Consider the following 16,038-nt stretch of genomic DNA (forward strand, 5'->3'; position numbering starts at 1 on the left):
CTGAAAGGTAAAGGAAAATGCTGAGTCGAAATGTGACGACGCCCTTCGGGCGGCGGCCGATGTCGCTTGCCTTAATAAAAGGGCAGATGCGAGCGGCCGAGATCAAGCCGGGCAAGACCGCCGACAAATGGAAGGTGTTCCGCGATGCCTGCGAGGCGAGGGCCGTGCTCGGCATTCAGGATCGTGCTCTTGCGGTGCTGGATGCGCTGCTGACGTTCTATCCGGACAACGAGCTTTGCGAGGAGCGCGGTCTGGTCGTTTTCCCGTCGAACGATCAGCTTTCTGTCCGCGCGCATGGCATCGCCGGCACGACGCTGCGGCGGCATTTGGCGGCTCTAGTCGACGCCGGATTGATCCAGCGGAAGGACAGCGCCAATGGCAAACGCTACGCCCGCAAGGACGACAGCGGCGAAATCGAGGAGGCGTTCGGCTTTAGCCTGGCGCCACTGCTCGCGCGTGCCGAGGAGCTTGCGCTGGCCGCGCAGCAGATGGCAGCGGAGCGCCGACGTTTCCGCTCTACCAAGGAAGCGTTGTCCATCTGCCGCCGAGACGTCCGTAAGTTGCTCACCGCCGCGATAGAGGAGGGGGCTGCCGGCGACTGGGGACGCATCGAGGGGATGTTCCTCGAGCTGACCGGCCGCATCCCCCGTACGCCGACGATTGCGGATATAGAGCCGATCCTCGACGAAATGCAAATGCTGCGCGAGGAAATCCTCAACCGGATGGAAATTCAGGAAGATTCCCAAAATACGGACAGCAATGCTGTTCAAAATGAACGTCACATACAGAGTTCAAATACCGAATCCAGCAATGAACTTGAACCTAGCTCTGGAACCGAGCAGGGGGCGAAGCCGAGCCAGAATATCTGGCCGACGCGTGTGGCGGTAAAGGCATTCCCATTGGCAATGGTGCTGCAGGCCTGCCCGGACATTGCGGACTACGCACCGGGAGGCACCGTCGCAAACTGGCGCGACCTGATGTCGGCTGCGGTGGTGGTGCGATCGATGCTCGGGGTCAGTCCGAGCGCCTACCAGGATGCTTGCGAGACCCTTGGGCCGGAGAACGCCGCGGCAGTAATGGCGTGCATTCTTGAGAGGGGAGGGCACATCAATTCGGCCGGCGGCTATCTGCGCGACCTCACGCGAAAGGCGGCCCGCGGCGAGTTTTCGCTTGGGCCGATGCTGATGGCACTAATGCGGGCGAACGGCGCTCCTGGATGCAAGGCATCGTAGCGTCGAAGGGTGGGTGACATGCTAGGTTTTTGCGTCAGTGCAGATGGTTTCCAAAAGCTCAATCGTCATCGCCTGAGCCACGCGCGGAATATCAGAGAAGCTCTCGCGGGAGAGAAGTTTCGTCATGATGGTCTCCGCGAACTGCGGGTTCATCTGGCGGGCGACTTTCAGTGCGGCCTCGCATTTGTCGCGGAAGGGCGCCAGCGCCTCGTTAAGGTACTCCACTCCGTGCGTTCTCAGGACGCAAGCGATGTCGAACATGTCGCGGGGCTGCATCGCGGCGCCGCGGTAGTATATCTTCTTTGCGATGATTTCTGCGGGAGTTTCAAGCAGAACGTCTCTTCCGCGCACCTCCGCTTTCACCGTCGGGTTGTCGGTCAGGCTAGGGGCGCAGATGAAGTCGATTTCACCGACATTTTCGAAGACGATCTTTAACGTCCTCGATCCGTCGGACTCATAGCCGACAGGGCTAATGTCGAGCGTGTAGCCCTGTGTCTTCGGATTCAGGTATGGCAGGACCTGTGGGTCATCGAGAAATATGTCGACATCAAAGCTCTCACGATGATCGATCTGGAGCATTAGGGCAGTGCCGCCTCCAAAAGTCCAACCGTCGATCAATGTGAGTTCGGAGTTCGCTTGATCGAAGATGCGGCCAGCCTGCTCAAACAGGTCACCCCATCTGCTGGCTGGGTGTTCAATCAACTAGCCGCTCGCGCCAAAGGAAGCAGGTAGCCAGCAAGGGCCGAGAACTCCCGTGCCAGGTTGGCGGCGATCGATGGATCAACGTGCATCTCGTCCAGGAATGAGTTCTGAAGGTCCTCGTCCACTTCGGAAAAGAAGGAGAATGCCGAGGGGTCGAAATCGACTGCGCTGGCAGGATCAGAAATCTTGGAGGCCAACTGCTCAGCCGAAAGCGCCGTCCCGTAAGGGGCGTTGACAGTGGACAGAACCTTTACTGCAACAATCGACATCTTCCTACCGCAGAGCTTCTTAGATTTTTATATACCGCGACGATGACTGCGAAACAAGGATCGCGGGTTGGGGAGGTCAGTTCCACCGTGTCGGTGCAGCTGCATCGGCCGCCGACCGGCACGATAGATCCCAGACGGAAGCGGAGCCGGCAGAATGGTAGTCGTTTGAGAGGCGCGCCGATGAATTGTTCGGCGCGTAGTCACGCTTAGACGATCAGCCGGGCCGCTCGTCCATTCTTTCGTTCCGCATTGTTGTAGTAGCTCGCCGCCTGGGTCACCGATTTGTGCAGCGACTGCTGCATCGCTTCCGGAAGCGGAATGCCGCGGTTCGCGGCCTCGGTCAGATAGCCGGATCTTAAGCCGTGCGCCGAAAACAGCGCCGGGTCGAGGCCGGCCTGTTTGCAACGGGTTTTGAGGATCAGGTTGACCGACTGCGGCGTCAGCGCCCGCCGGTCGACGTTGGCCCACTGATCGATGCGCCGAAATATCGGCCCTTCCTTGATCCCGGCTTCCGTCAGCCATCGCTTCAGTGCGGTCACCGGACGCCCGATCAAGAGAACGTGTTCGTTGTCGTCGCTTGTCGTGGTCTTGGTGCGGCCGAGATGGATCGACAGGCAGGGCAGGGGAGGGGAGTTTGGGTCGTTCGGATCGGCGCGCACCGGCTCCTCGTCGACGAGGTCCTCGACACGCAAGGCCGCCACTTCCGATCGGCGACGGCCGCCGGAGGCAAAGGCGGTGAGGAGCAAAGCCCGGTCGCGCCGATCGACCAAGCGTTCGCCGGCGCAGACAGCCAGCAACCTAGCGAGCACGTCGCCGGTCACCGCCTTTTTGCTCTTGCGCTGTCGCGGACGGTTGCTCGCCTTCACCGCGAGCCCCAGAGCGCTCTTCAGCGACGGTGCGCCGAAAGCGCCGCTAANCCGGATCCCAAAGATGGTGGGCAACGAATTTCAACAGCAGCGATTCCGGCGCCGGCCAGGGGAGGGGAGAGCCGGTCGCCAACTGGCACCAGCCCTCGAGATAACCGAGATCGGAAGCAAGCGCACGGAGGGTGTTTTCGCCCATGCCTTCGCCGGCCAGATGTTTGAGAGTCGCGACATCGTCGTCGGTCAGCAGCGCGGCGAGCTGGTCACGGCGATCGAAGGGCAGGATGGCGTCGAGCGCGTCGAGTTCTTCGGCGCGACGAAGCACAGCTTGGCTGTCTGAACCCGCCGCTCTATGATTGTCGATCATTGACCCTAGTCTCCGACGATCTTGCGGAAATTACGGAAAATCCGAATATTCCGGAAAAAGGTGTGTTGAGATGACGCCGAAGTTGCCGCGGTCGAGAAGGCGGAACAGGAGCCGTGCCTCGATCATCTCAATGCCGAGCTCCTGGCGGACAAGCAAGCTGCCGACTGAAATCTCGAGTCATAACGCTGCTTGCGCCGGCTGCCGGGTGCAACGGATGCGATCTCATGCCCCCTCGATGTCTGTGAGCGAGAAATCATCGCCCTTATAGAGCAGCGGTTCACTGCGTGTCTTGGCCAGCGCATAGGAGAAACAGTCCCCATAGTTCAGCCCCGCCGGATGTCGGCCCTTGCCATAGCTGCGCCAGGCTCGCCTTGCCACCGCGATCTGTTCCGCATCGACGGCTACGATTTCGACGCCGGCCTTATGGAGCCACAGGTCGAGCTCTGCGGTCCCTGCCTCGCCGAGGCGGGCCTCGATGACAATGGTGAGTTCCAGGAGCGTGGCGGCCGAGAGAAAGCGTTGCGGAGCGTCGACGACCTTTTGCTCGTAGGTTTCCGCTTCCGGCTCATTGAAGGCGATCGCGACGATCGCGGACGTATCGATGACCATCAGTTGGGGAGCCCGTTTTCGTCATACCCCAAAATCTCGTCGACAGAGCGGTTGTCGAGCACAGGCAGCCTCGCCCAGCGTTTACGGCTGGCAGCAAGCTCCTCGAGAAGGACATCGCGATTTCCGACGTTTGCGAGGCGCCGCAGCCGTTCCTCCAGTGCCCGGCGGGTCGCCATGGTAATGGTTTCGCCGGTTTTCTCGGCCAGTGCCTTTGCGAGGCGTTCCGTCTCTAGATCTTTAATGCTGAGCGCCATTTCTGGTTCCTTGGTTCCTAATCAGCTATATTCTACCTCGTCGTAGCGTCGTCGCAAGCGCCTGGAACTCGTATCTGGTTTGAAACTGAGATCCCAAGCGCAAATGTGAGCCGATCCGACTTTAGCTCCTCTCAGCGTGGCTTGACGCGAACATAGGGGATTTGCGACTCCAGATCCATCACTATCGATACTTGGTCCCTATCGATAGTAATGGGGCGCGGAAATCGGCGTCCGGATGACGGAAGTAAATTGCTTTTTGATTTCTGTTTGTGAAATTTCAGACGTTAATTCAGATGGTTAATTCTGAGTTAAGTTGTGCACTAACATGCCTCTGCGGTCACTCATGTCGAAAAGTCTCAGCCTTCGCCCCTTCTTCGATCGAAACTATTGGATCACTGGCCCCTTCCTGCGATGCCTGGCTCGTTGCATCGACGGTCAGCGGTGTGCGTTGAGGACCTGGTGCTACTTCAGCGGCACGGGTCCGATAACGACGCCCGCACACCGACCCACTAGTCGAGGATCGCCTGTGCCGCGAGCTTGCTTTCGATGGAGAGCACATGCTCCTAGTTCAGGAAGTGTTTGCGGCTTGCTCAGGAGCCAGCGTTCCGGAACTTGAATAGTCGGATGCAGCTTCAGTGTTTAGAAGCGTCTACCTGTGGGATAACGGTATGGAAGAAGAAGAGCAGATCGACATTCTCTCGCCAGTGAAAGATCTCGGGTTCGTAAGTTTTCTCCTCGCGGATTTGCATGATGACCTAACTGGTAAAGTCGAAAGGTTTCGGCAACTCGCGGATCTTTCCGTGTCCTTAGGCGCGAACGGAACATTGTTAACCGGTGGGAAGACGACCTATCACGCTTGGGTAGAGGCGCGAACGAGCTTCGTGCACGGAAACTACATCGCAACAGTCATGCTCTGCCAAGGATTGGCTGAGCATCTTCTGGCGTCGTTTGTGGAGCTCAACGTTGGGGCAGTACCTCTCCCTCCGAAGGTCTCATTTTATGAGACCCTGAATCGGTGCCTGTCGACCGCCATTATTTCAGAACCTGATGCCGACGCGCTTCGGCGGCTTATGAAACTTCGCAATCCTTTGTCCCACTACCGCAACTTAGATGATCCCTCGAACTTGACTCGACGCATGTTGGACACTGGCGTGGCTATTGAGGAACATCTGAGAGGCGACGCTAGCTTCGCTCTCTCAGTGGCCGTGCGGCTAATGTCTCTTCCGTCTTTCAGGGTCGATCGATAGCTTAGGTGAGGCCAAGCGAGGTAAACCGGCAGGTCCTTTGGTTTGGGTCGCGGGAACACCTGCTGACGCACGCCAAGCAGAAAGACTGTGAATTAGAATCGGGATTCCACATGCAATTTTAACGAAACTCTGAAATCGTCAGTTGAGTTTGCGGTTGTTGCGTTATGCGCCTTGGCGTTGCATTCTGAGTTGCCAGGTCGGCGCGGTTTGTGGGGGGCGGATGGGTAGAGAACCGGTGGGTGGTGAGCTGCCGATGCTTACGGTGGCGAGAGCTGCTGCGCGCGCGCTTCTCAAGGATCTGCCAGACCACAGTGATATCGGCGGCGTATGCATCAATCTGAACTATTTTGAAAATAGGGAAGTCGCGAGCTTCAAAGCCAGGCTCGCGGCTCTTGCCGTACACGACCGCAATTACTGGCTCGGCACGCTGTATACCCTCATGATGTCGCCCGCGGATCGTCGGGCTCAAGCTGCCTATTTCACGCCGCCCTATTTGGCCAACGCCGTCATCGACATGGCGTTGGATCATGGATTCGATATGGAGAAGCACGACGTCCTCGACCCCGCCGCAGGAGGAGCCGCGTTTCTCTCCCTGATTGCGGATAGGATGTGTCGTGCAGGAATTTCGAGAGAGGACATCGCCGATCGCTTGAACGGTATAGAGATCGATGAGCGACTTGCCCGGATTTCCGAATTCCTGATCGCCGAACAGCTGGAGGGCTTCCGGAGCCGCCAGATTGTCAGGGTCGGAGATAGTATTCACACACAGACGGACGAGTCCTACGACCTAGTAGTCGCCAACCCTCCCTATGGCCGCATTAGGCCGGACGAACTCGCCAAAGAGAGATGGAGCAAGGTCGCGTACAGCAACCATATCAATAAGTATGCCGTCTTCACCGAGCTGTGCCTCCGCGTCGCCACAACAGGCGGTCTGGTCGCACTTGTCATTCCCTCCAGTTTCCGAGGCGGCCCGCTCTACGACCGCATGAGGTCGTTCGTTGCAAGCCAAGGACAGATCCTGGCACTCGGCACTGTCACGAACCGCGCGGACGTTTTCGCCGACGTGGCACAGGATGTGAGCGTCTTGCTGGTGAGAAAGGGCGCGCCGCATCGGGCCAAGCAGCCTGTGAAGTTTCCAGCGATCACGGGGGCGGGCGTCTCGCATCCGGTTCCGGCTGGTCTCCTCCCCAAGGACATGTCGTCGCCCTGGCTGGCGGGAACGGATGCAAGGAAAGACCGCGGCGGCGCGACCCTGTCGGACTATGGCGTCTCGGCGAAAGCGGGATATTTCGTCTGGAACAGGGAATGGGACAGAATTTGCGATCCTGAGGATGAGCAGGCGTATCCCTTGTTCTGGGCGAAGAACGTCAGGGCAAAAAGCCTGTGCCGTCCCCTGAACCGCAGCGGCGACGGGATTGATTTTGTACGAGTCCCTCCCGGCAGCACTGCGATCGTCGACGGACCTGCGGCCATCGTTCAGCGCGTCACGAACAGCAGTCAGCCGCGTCGGATCGTCGCCGCAACCGTCGACCGGGACTCGATTGTTCCCTGGAAGGGGTTCGTCTCGGAAAACCATACGATCGTACTCTCGGCAGCGGACGCCACGGATCTCGACCTTCTCGTTTCACTTCTCAACACCAAGGCCGTGGACGAACGCTACCGAGCGGTTTCCGGGACCGCCACAGTCTCCGTGACGTTGCTCCGGGAACTGGATCTTCCATCCCCACATGCATTCCGAGCAGCGTTGCAGAGAACGGACGACATAGAGGAAGCTGCTGTCATCGCCTATCGGAACGGCAACGTTCAGTCGTTCTCGGAGGCATCGTGATGAGAGGCAAGCGTCAAGGCTTCCGGGAAGCTCCGGGTACTTCTCTGTCCGACCGCCTTCGACAGCAGCAAGAAAATGCTCAACGCCGAAGCGAACTGCTTGCGGCCCGTTCGACCCAGCCGAAACCAAAACGGTTCGAAACCGAAGATCCAGCCAACGAGAATTCCAGGATTGCCGCTATCGCGAATGCGCGGCTTTCCGCGCTGGGTAGCGTTCCGCTTCGACCCATCGGTGAAGACCCTCAGCCGCTCTCCGAGGTCTACAATGAAATCCTCCGAGCCGCGATCGAGGCGTCGGAAAGGGGTGAGCCGACCGTCCTGATGACGTGGCCAGCACGCGACATCTGTCTTTCCGCGATCGCGTCGCTCCTCGCCCTTGCGGAGGTCGCCGTGGCTCCGGAAACCTTGATCGACGGCTACGGCGGAAAGATGAAGTCGTTCGAACGACCAAAGGGGTTCAAGGCGCTGATCTACCCTTACGCACGGACGACCCACGAGCTCGCTCGAGACATCCAGGTAGATCGGAAATATCTCCATCGAACTCACCTCGACCATCTGACCAGACACACCATCTCCAATGACGACGCACGGTCACTCAAGGACTATCACCAGATCCTAAGTCGCGTTTCCACTCTTTCTGGAAGGGGCAGGGATGGAACAGTGCGTCCGGAGTTCGAGCACCCGACCCTTGATGAGATACTCCCTCACGGCGGGTGCGACGGCATCGTCCACCCCAACGGCTCGCTTCTCTGGAGAACCGCATCGCGGACCGATCTCAAGGAGCACAATACCGTCAGCAAGCACGCGAATGACGGAAACCAAGCCGAGTACTTCCTCTACGGCCTCAAAAGGGGAGAGGAACTCTCCATGCGAAAGATCCGTGGGGGGCTGAACCTCATCCTTTTCGATCTTACTCGGACAGGCAGGGGCAGGCTTGGCGAGGAATGGGTCGAACGGGCCACTCGCATCTACAAGACGATGCGGAAGATGTTTCCCGGAACAGGCTTCGTCGCCATCACCGAGGATCCTTGGACCTTCGACAAGGCCCGGTTCGACATCTTCCGCGAGATGAATGACCTGCGCGGTCGCAAGACTCCGCCTGCGAGATCCAAGACGATAACGGCAATATCACCGTCGGTGTTCAAATCTAGCGACACGTCGGTGACCTGGTCGGGCGTCGAGACTGTCCACGCCAAAGGCTTCAACGGGCCGGGGCGAAAGGTGATGGATGACCTTCGGGCGGTGCGCCATCGCGTGAGGCGGGGAGGGGATCCCACGGGCCTTGCCGCGATCAACGAAATCATCGCGAAGCTGCGTCGGACCGCATGCCTTCCCGGATCATTCCCCGCTTTCAACCAATATCTCTTTAACGAGCATGGTCAGGCTGTCGCTGCCGACGTGATTGAAAACTACCGGATATCGCAGCAGGTGCAGATCCTTCGCCAGCCTTCCCAGCGAGCATTCGTCGTCGGCGGATCCGAACTCGCCGCGTCGCTGCAGGAGGCTTCGACCGTAATGTCGGCCTTCAATCGCACGACACCAATGTCGACGATGCTGGAGACTGCCATCCGCAGGATACTCAACTCCTCGTCCAAGACACTCTTCATGTTCCGCAAGCAAACTCTTGCCGAGTTTGCGGTGGACTACTTGGGACGGAAAATCCCGGATTTTCAGGCCAGGCTGGACAACGAGATGATCGTCTTCTCCGGTCCGGGAGGTCTTTCGGACATCGCTGGTCTTGCTCCATCCGAACGGAACAAGTTCAAGAGAATCTTCGTCCTTTCCCCTCCACGCGATGGCGTGCTCAGTTTCTTCGCACGGCCGTGGCTGCCCAGAGAGGTCATCATTCTCGCCGACGGAGACACGCTGAAATATTCGTCCCGCGATGCATGCCGATTGGCGGAGCAGGTCCGGGAACCAGAAATAGCGTCCCGGCTGAAGCTGTTCGCCGATGTGGCCGATAAGGATGTCACTGGTCTGGGCATGGCCCCGATCAAGCTCACCGAAACACCTGATCTGCCGGAGGAAGTTCATTTTCCCTCCGAGTCGGTCATCAACCTTGTGGGAGCGTACAACAAGTTCGACGGCGAACTGATCGAACTCACAATGGAGGGCGGTCAGACGATTATCGCCCGCCCGGGATCGGCTCTTGTGCGCCTGGACACCTCTAGGTCGATCCAGACCTTCAGAAAGATTGAAGCGAAGGATGCCCACGAGCGGGACAACATCTGCGTCATCAGTTCCAGCTTCGTTGATCGTGCTCGCCTTCTTCTCAGCATCCAGGCCAACGCGTCCGAAGCGATCCGCGACTACCACGAGGAGGTGTCGGAGCGCTTCGCAAAGCTCCGCGGCCTCCACGAGAGCGACAAGATCCGCACGCTGATCGAGAAGATGGGTGATGCCAACCTTCAGATCGCAACTGTTCGCCGATGGGTTCATCTCGAGAAGCAGTTGCAGGCTCGCCTGGAGGACGTTGTCACCCAGGCACCCAGACAACCTGAGACCTTCGCCAAGTTCACGGCCGCCTTGGGAATTCCGACTAATCTCGCCAAGCGTTTCTGGCACTGGGGTGTCCGCGCCCAGCGCAGCTTCAGGATGAAGGCCGGAATGGAGTTCCACGACGCCTACCTAAACATCTTGACTGATCCAGACGCCTCTCTCGCTTTTGCCGGGGATGCCAAGCGTGCCGATGAAATCGCTCGGCTGATACGTCTCGCGGAAGAGTTCGTCTCGCCAGTCAGATCGACCAGGAGATTCAAGCCATGATGAAGGCCAAGACGCCCGGCGAACTTGCTGGCATCGATGTGGAACTCAAGGAAGCCGTCTGCGACGCACTGGTGAACATGATCACCCGTAGGGCAAGCGGGACGGACGAGGCGGGCAGGACGGTCTACGGCAAGACGCCCCGCAGGAGTGTCTTCTCCGGTCAGCTCCTGCCCCGGATGTCGAGAGACAACGAGGACGAAACGTCCGACATCAAGATCGCCGCTATCGGTATGGATTTCAATATTGACGCGGAGAGTTCGTCGCAACTCACCGTGGCCCCACAATTTTCCGTCTATGTGCGGGTCCTACCGACTTGGGAGGAGATTTCCACCGAGCGGTTCGGCATCGTTATCGATTTCAAGCTTCGCAAGGACAAGAAGCAGGAAATCGACCACGAGATCCGTGAACGACGCCAACAACTCTATGCCCAGGAGAAGCTGGACCGCTCGGACTGGAACGAGCTGTCACAGGAAGAACGAGAAGCACTTCACGCGCGCAGACGCGAAATCCGCGACAACCTTCGCAACAGCGTCTACGGCAAGCATGGCATCATCCTGGACAAGGCGAGTCTCGAAAAGTTCGGAAGCGAGGAGGCCAACCAAGCTGAAGAAACGGAGGAAGCAGTTCCTGCCGACGGGACCGAGGATCCAGACGCAGGTCCATCCCCGTTCATGGGACGCCTTGTAACAGGCGGGGCACAGATCCCCGCGGCGCTGCTTTCGCCCGCGTCCATCCCGCCGAAGTGGAAGCGGCTCGACCTGAAGCTGCCATCGTTCACCTGGTCGGCAGCGCTGTCCGGAAGCGCCCTGAAGGAACAGTTCGAACAGTTTTCAAACAGCATGGCTGCAGGGGTGCTGGCTCAGCTCGCAGACTGGCTCCGAGGAGAGGGCGAGAAGATCGCCTGGCGAGATCAAACGGTATCCCCCGCAGATGCGGCCAGCGAAACCAATTGGAACAACTTCATTGCGGAGCTGACAAAGACGCCAGCCGATCCGAAGATACTCCCAGATCTTAGAGCAGTGGCGCTCCGTGCCGAGCGACAGCGGGACTTCGTCGATCCTTCGCGCGCATCGATCAGGATCACTCTCGACAACGGCTGCGCCGAGCTGTCGAAGATCGAGGCTAGGTACAAGTGCAATGCGATCTTCGGGACGGGCGTCTCGCTGAAGATGGTCGAAAGCGACCATCGAGCGGTTCAGCTCGATCGCGTGGAGCCATCCTATAGATTTCGCGATTTCATGTCCTATCCCGCGATAGGTCTGAACTGCGGCGTCGATAGCCAGGAGCTCGATGGAGGACTGCTTGAACTCGCGACCACGTGGTCGCCACACTTCAATCAGCCTCGCATAGTTCCGCGAAGGATCGATCGTGTCGAATATCGGTTCCGACCGCTGGCTGATGGTTATGACGTCTCGAACCTGCTCGTTCTCGCCGACGAGTATCGCAAGTGGATCGATCAAGAGGAACGAGATCTCGCACCGGAAATCGCCCGGGGGCTTTCGCCCGAGGACGCTGCACGTGAACGGGAACGCTTCGCAACCGATCTCGCCGGGCAGCGATTGGAGGCACGCCATATCGAACAAGGCGTACGACTGCTGATTTCCTCCCGCGAGGCCGCGCTCGCTGCACGGCAAGCGACGGGATCGGAGGCGAACAGGCTTCGGCGGAAGGCGGCGCCGTGGCAAGCGTGGCTCATGATGAACGAGTCCTTTGCACGACGTGATCGTAGGGACCCAGAAAGAGGCTGGCGCTTGTTTCAGCTCGCTTTCATCCTGGCCCACATTCCGACCTTCGCATCCCGGATGGAGGAATATGCCGACGCCTTCGATGTCGAGCGCGATGAATTGGCAGCGAGCCTTCTTTACTTTCCTACGGGCGGCGGCAAGTCCGAAGCGTTCTACGGCGCGCTGGTCTTCGCCATCTTCCTCGACAGACTTCGGGGCAAGGACCGCGGCAACACCGCGATGATCCGATATCCGCTCCGACTTCTTACTCTCCAGCAGGCGCAGCGCCTCCTGCGCCTCATCGTCTGGAGCGAAGTGGTACGCAAGGAGAAGAATGTTGGAAACTGGCCGATCGAGATCGGCTTCTGGGTCGGGTCGTCGAACACGCCAAACCGCTTCAGTCAAATGAAGGCAGCTTTGCCGGATCTAGGCGACTATCCGGACGACCACGAAATCGGCTACGGCCGGAGTAGCGAGGCCAAGCGGTATCAGGAAGTCCAGGCTTCGTACAACAAGGTCCCGACCTGCCCATGCTGTGATCAGCCGACCGGGCTGCGCAAGTTCAAGGCGCCCAGCGGAAAGGCCGAGTTCGCCGCCATCATCTGCTTCAACGCGAAATGCGAGTGGAACAAGGCCCATCAAGGCACAAGTCCACTTCCATTTCTTCTCACCGACGACACCATATATCAGCGCGCTCCCGCGATCGTCCTCGGCACTGTCGACAAGCTCGCAATGCTCGGCCAGAGCACGTCGACCATTACGGAAATCCTTGGAATGTTTGGACTTGCCCGGTGGATCGGTCCGGACGGGCATCTGTCGAACCCGTCCGATAGGGAGACGCTTCAGAACGGTCCAGCGGCCGTTGGATTCCGTGGCGTCTCTCCCGCCTACGAGCACGGTAGCAAGATCTTCGTCGATCCGTTCCCGTCGCTCATAATCCAGGACGAAGCACACCTTCTCGAAGAAAGCCTGGGCACGTTCAGCGGTCTATTCGACACCCTCCTCGACAACACATTCACGACGGTCGACCAAATAGCCGGAGAAAAATTGGCTGTAAGCCGATACCGCGACGCGTCCAACAAGCTCGTTCCGCGTCTTCCGAAGATCGTGGCGGCAACCGCCACCATCAGCGATCCCGATCGACAGCTCAAGATACTCTACCAGCGGAAGCCACTGCGGTATCCATACCCTGGTCCTGACATTTATCGCTCATTCTTCGCGGAGCCGGATCGCGCCCCGGCCGTAAACGCCGAACGTGTCGCGCTATCGAGGGAGCTACCGAGCCACCTCGCTCCGGAGGCGACGGCGCCGTGGATGCGCCTGTACGTCTCCCTGATGACGAACGACGCGACCCACACAGTGACCACGGTCGGAGTTCTCAGCTCGTTCCACACCGTCATCTCGCATCTCTGGAGAGATCTGCTCGATCCAGCCAAAACTCAAACCGCCATCAAGGAGCTTGCTGCATCGGTATCGCCCGGAAATCTGGGCGCCTGGAGACGTGCCGCTATCGAGCGCGCTACCACCGAAGGGCGCGAAGACGAAATAATGGCCCTCGTCGACCTCCATCGCATTGCCCTTGCCTACGTGACCAACAAGAAGGGCGGCGACCAGATCATCGACGCTCTGCACTCGGCCGTAGCGCAGAAACACGAGGTTGCCGGAATTCCTCAGACCAAGTTCCGCAGTAGCCTGATCTCTGGCGGCATCGACATGCAGGAAATCCAGAGTGTCATGAAGGACGCCGAGACGTCTTTCGCTCAGACAGGATATCCCGAGATCGGCGAGACGCTCCGAAACATCGTCGCCACCTCGGCTATCAGTCATGGCGTCGATGTGGACAGATTCAACAGCATGTTCTTTGCGGGTCTGCCTTCTGACATCGCAGAGTACATCCAGGCCTCGAGCCGCGTCGGCCGAACTCACGTGGGGTTCGTCATGTTGCTTCCCACCCCGCAAAGCCGCCGTGACCGGTATGTGATCGAGACACACGACATCTTCCATCGATTCCTGGAGCGAATGATCGCTCCGCCTGCGGTGGAGCGGTGGTCAGAGGCTGCGATCGACCGAGTTCGAGCTTCGTACTTCCAGACGTGGGCGATGCTCGGGGACGCCAGTAACTTCCTCAAACTGCCGGATAATCGGAAGTCAGAATTCGTCACGCGGGACTCAACCACGATACTGAGCCGACTGGCCGCAAAGGATACGCTTGGCTTTGCCAACGACATCGGCTCCTTCATGCTCGCCTCAATGGGGTTCGCAGGAAAAGGGCCTGATGCGCTCGGCCAGCCCGTTGCGGGGGAATATTACCGAAGCCGCACCGATGCCGCTTCTCAGAACCTCAGCAGAGCGATGAAGGATTTGAATTATGAGGCCAAGTTGCGGCGCTACTGGGAAGAGCAGGATTCGACGCTCAAGAAGCCGATGACCTCGCTTCGCGACGTGGACGAAGCAGGCCTGATCGTCGCCGCGGACTTCGACCGCAGCGCCTCAGGAAACACGCGCATCATGGACGCCGCCGACATTGCCTCCGTTATGAGGGCAATCAGACGGCAGCGCGGGGATGCTGCGGAAACAGATGGCGAAATTGAGAGACCGGAGGGTTGAGATGAGCGGTGGAGCGAAGACGCTAGACATGGAGCGCGGCCGGAAGCGCTACGCAACCGCCGAGGACTCCGAAGCGGCCAAGAAGGCCGCCCCACCAATCATGCAGCGTTCGCGGGCACAGATAGCGACCTCCTACGCCCCCGGCGTCCTGATGACATGGGAAGGGGGCAGGGGTATCTGCAAGTCGGTACCAATAAAGATGCCGTTCTCGCAACGTCTGCCGAGAAACGTGAGCGACACCATCTTCGAGGGAGTCCGCGAATTCGCGGAAAGCTGGAAGGAGAGGGCGAGGGAAGGGTGCCCGAATGCGCCAGACGAGTTCATTCTCGACGACGCCTTCTACGACCTGGCCACCAAGGAAGTCAGGATCAACCAAACCGATTTCGTTCTGAACCAGCCGAACGTCGTGGGCTATGTGCCCTATCCACTGCTGTTCCAGTGCGGGGAGTGTGGGACCGTCCGCGAATACAAAAGCGTCGCTGAACTTGCTGACAGGAAGCTCCCTGCTCGCTGCAAGGATCACGAATCCCGCTGGACACAGGTCGACGTCGTATATGCGCATTGGTACGGCACCATCGAGCCGCTGAGTCCGTACAACTACACCTTCGATGATCGTACGGGAACGACCCGGCAGATCACGCACTGTACCTGCGGATGGCAACACTTCACTCTGAAGAACAGTGCTCCCGTGTTTTCCGAGTGGAAGTACGTGTGCGAAGGGTGCGGGACGCCGCGCGATCTTAAGAAGGCCGAACGACATGTCCTTCAGAGGCTGAAATCCGACAGTTCGCAGGCCGGAGGCAGGACGTTCGAGTGGATCGAGATCGACATGCTCCCGGTTTCTTACCGAGCAAGCAGCGCCTTCTACCCTCAGCGCGCGAGCTTCATTGAACTGCGAGAGACCAAAGTCGTCGAACTGATGAGGACGACACACACGGATGAGCTTCTGCGGAAGCTCGCTGAGATCCATTCGATACCGTATCAAGAGCCTTCCGATACGGAAATTGAGTCGATCCTGGCAAACGCGGGTAGGCAGGAGGATTGGGAAGAGTACGCCTCTCTCCGAAAAATGTTCCTGAAGCGGGCGGAGGCAGCACCTGACCGAGCCGATCTCGGCAATGCAATGCGAAAGCTCCGCGAGGGATGGTTTGATGAGGGCCTGCTGGAAAGAGGAAGACTGCAGAGTGAAGCAATCGAGATCGCCGTCGGGATCCGCAAGGACTGGGCTCGGAAATTCGACCCGATCAGACTGACGATCGAACATGCTGCCTTCGTGGAAGAACACATCCAGGATGGCGAAACCGGGGTACGGAAAACTGCGGTCGATGTCCTCAATCCCGATATTACGCTCATGGAGAAAGCTGGCGTCGCGGGAGAGCTGAAGCGGTACCAATCCGATATAAAAGACGTCTTTGGAAAGACCGGTATCAGCCATATGTATTTGCTCCGGAGCCTGCCGATCTGCGAATACAGCTTCGGCTACACCCGCGGTAAGCGGCAAGCTGAGGCCATTCAGCCGACGTAGTTCCACGGCATGAGTGCGTCGATTTCGCTGCTCGGCCAGCCATTGG

The 16,038-nt window shown here is 58.9% G+C and carries 11 protein-coding genes and 1 pseudogene; 6 read left to right on the forward strand and 6 right to left on the reverse strand.

The window, feature by feature from the left end; all coding sequences use genetic code 11:
• The first annotated feature begins 17 nt into the window (after positions 1 to 17).
• Positions 18 to 1,232, forward strand: coding sequence for a plasmid replication protein RepC (repC, locus tag ATC00_RS13225; protein ID WP_064253139.1), 1,215 nt, complete (start codon positions 18 to 20; stop codon positions 1,230 to 1,232).
• 21 nt (positions 1,233 to 1,253) lie between these two features.
• Here repC and ATC00_RS13230 read toward each other — a convergent pair whose 3' ends face one another.
• From ATC00_RS13230 to ATC00_RS13250, 6 genes and pseudogenes are all read right to left on the reverse strand, one after another.
• Positions 1,254 to 1,850 (reverse strand): nucleotidyl transferase AbiEii/AbiGii toxin family protein, encoded by a 597-nt coding sequence (locus ATC00_RS13230; RefSeq protein WP_064253153.1) that lies wholly within the window; start codon positions 1,848 to 1,850, stop codon positions 1,254 to 1,256.
• An 80-nt stretch (positions 1,851 to 1,930) separates the two neighbouring features.
• Positions 1,931 to 2,203: a hypothetical protein gene (locus ATC00_RS13235; RefSeq protein ID WP_037381689.1), complete on the reverse strand. Its 273-nt coding sequence runs from the start codon at positions 2,201 to 2,203 to the stop codon at positions 1,931 to 1,933.
• Between the two features lie 206 nt (positions 2,204 to 2,409).
• On the reverse strand, positions 2,410 to 3,119 hold a 710-nt coding region (locus ATC00_RS13240; protein WP_234782295.1), incomplete at its 5' end, for a site-specific integrase.
• Position 3,120: 1 nt separating this feature from the next.
• Positions 3,121 to 3,433, reverse strand: a pseudogene (locus ATC00_RS33425) (integrase); the annotation flags it as partial.
• Positions 3,434 to 3,655: 222 nt separating this feature from the next.
• Positions 3,656 to 4,042, reverse strand: coding sequence for a type II toxin-antitoxin system VapC family toxin (locus ATC00_RS13245; RefSeq protein ID WP_064253140.1), 387 nt, complete (start codon positions 4,040 to 4,042; stop codon positions 3,656 to 3,658).
• Positions 4,042 to 4,296, reverse strand: coding sequence for a type II toxin-antitoxin system VapB family antitoxin (locus ATC00_RS13250; RefSeq protein ID WP_037381694.1), 255 nt, complete (start codon positions 4,294 to 4,296; stop codon positions 4,042 to 4,044). The genes ATC00_RS13245 and ATC00_RS13250 overlap by 1 nt, the downstream gene beginning before the upstream one ends.
• 668 nt (positions 4,297 to 4,964) lie before the next feature.
• Between ATC00_RS13250 and ATC00_RS13255 the strand changes: the two genes are divergently transcribed.
• The 5 genes from ATC00_RS13255 to ATC00_RS13275 all read left to right on the forward strand — a co-directional run bounded on the left by ATC00_RS13255 (position 4,965) and on the right by ATC00_RS13275 (position 15,992).
• Entirely contained in the window at positions 4,965 to 5,543 is a 579-nt protein-coding gene (locus ATC00_RS13255) for a hypothetical protein (RefSeq protein ID WP_064253141.1), read from the forward strand.
• A 220-nt stretch (positions 5,544 to 5,763) separates the two neighbouring features.
• Positions 5,764 to 7,371: an N-6 DNA methylase gene (locus ATC00_RS13260; protein WP_064253142.1), complete on the forward strand. Its 1,608-nt coding sequence runs from the start codon at positions 5,764 to 5,766 to the stop codon at positions 7,369 to 7,371.
• A 1,160-nt stretch (positions 7,372 to 8,531) separates the two neighbouring features.
• Positions 8,532 to 10,136 (forward strand): hypothetical protein, encoded by a 1,605-nt coding sequence (locus tag ATC00_RS33435; RefSeq protein ID WP_234782296.1) that lies wholly within the window; start codon positions 8,532 to 8,534, stop codon positions 10,134 to 10,136.
• Positions 10,133 to 14,467 carry a DEAD/DEAH box helicase family protein gene (locus ATC00_RS13270; protein WP_064253144.1) on the forward strand — a complete coding sequence of 1,445 codons (4,335 nt, stop codon included), beginning with the start codon at positions 10,133 to 10,135 and terminating at the stop codon, positions 14,465 to 14,467. Before ATC00_RS33435 ends, ATC00_RS13270 begins: the two co-directional genes overlap by 4 nt.
• Entirely contained in the window at positions 14,439 to 15,992 is a 1,554-nt protein-coding gene (locus tag ATC00_RS13275; protein WP_234782297.1) for a hypothetical protein, read from the forward strand. Before ATC00_RS13270 ends, ATC00_RS13275 begins: the two co-directional genes overlap by 29 nt.
• Positions 15,993 to 16,038 lie beyond the last annotated feature (46 nt).

It is taken from the genome of Sinorhizobium americanum (genome assembly GCF_001651855.1).
Taxonomy (GTDB): Bacteria; Pseudomonadota; Alphaproteobacteria; order Rhizobiales; family Rhizobiaceae; genus Sinorhizobium; species Sinorhizobium americanum.

What these genes read in the sequence shown, in the direction of transcription:
- repC (WP_064253139.1), top strand. Translation starts at nt 18, where the DNA reads ATGCTGAGTCGAAATGTGACGACGCCCTTCGGGCGGCGGCCGATGTCG.
- ATC00_RS13235 (WP_037381689.1), bottom strand. Translation starts at nt 2,203, where the DNA reads ATGTCGATTGTTGCAGTAAAGGTTCTGTCCACTGTCAACGCCCCTTAC.
- ATC00_RS13245 (WP_064253140.1), bottom strand. Translation starts at nt 4,042, where the DNA reads ATGGTCATCGATACGTCCGCGATCGTCGCGATCGCCTTCAATGAGCCG.
- ATC00_RS13250 (WP_037381694.1), bottom strand. Translation starts at nt 4,296, where the DNA reads ATGGCGCTCAGCATTAAAGATCTAGAGACGGAACGCCTCGCAAAGGCA.
- ATC00_RS13255 (WP_064253141.1), top strand. Translation starts at nt 4,965, where the DNA reads ATGGAAGAAGAAGAGCAGATCGACATTCTCTCGCCAGTGAAAGATCTC.
- ATC00_RS13260 (WP_064253142.1), top strand. Translation starts at nt 5,764, where the DNA reads ATGGGTAGAGAACCGGTGGGTGGTGAGCTGCCGATGCTTACGGTGGCG.
- ATC00_RS13270 (WP_064253144.1), top strand. Translation starts at nt 10,133, where the DNA reads ATGATGAAGGCCAAGACGCCCGGCGAACTTGCTGGCATCGATGTGGAA.
- ATC00_RS13275 (WP_234782297.1), top strand. Translation starts at nt 14,439, where the DNA reads ATGGCGAAATTGAGAGACCGGAGGGTTGAGATGAGCGGTGGAGCGAAG.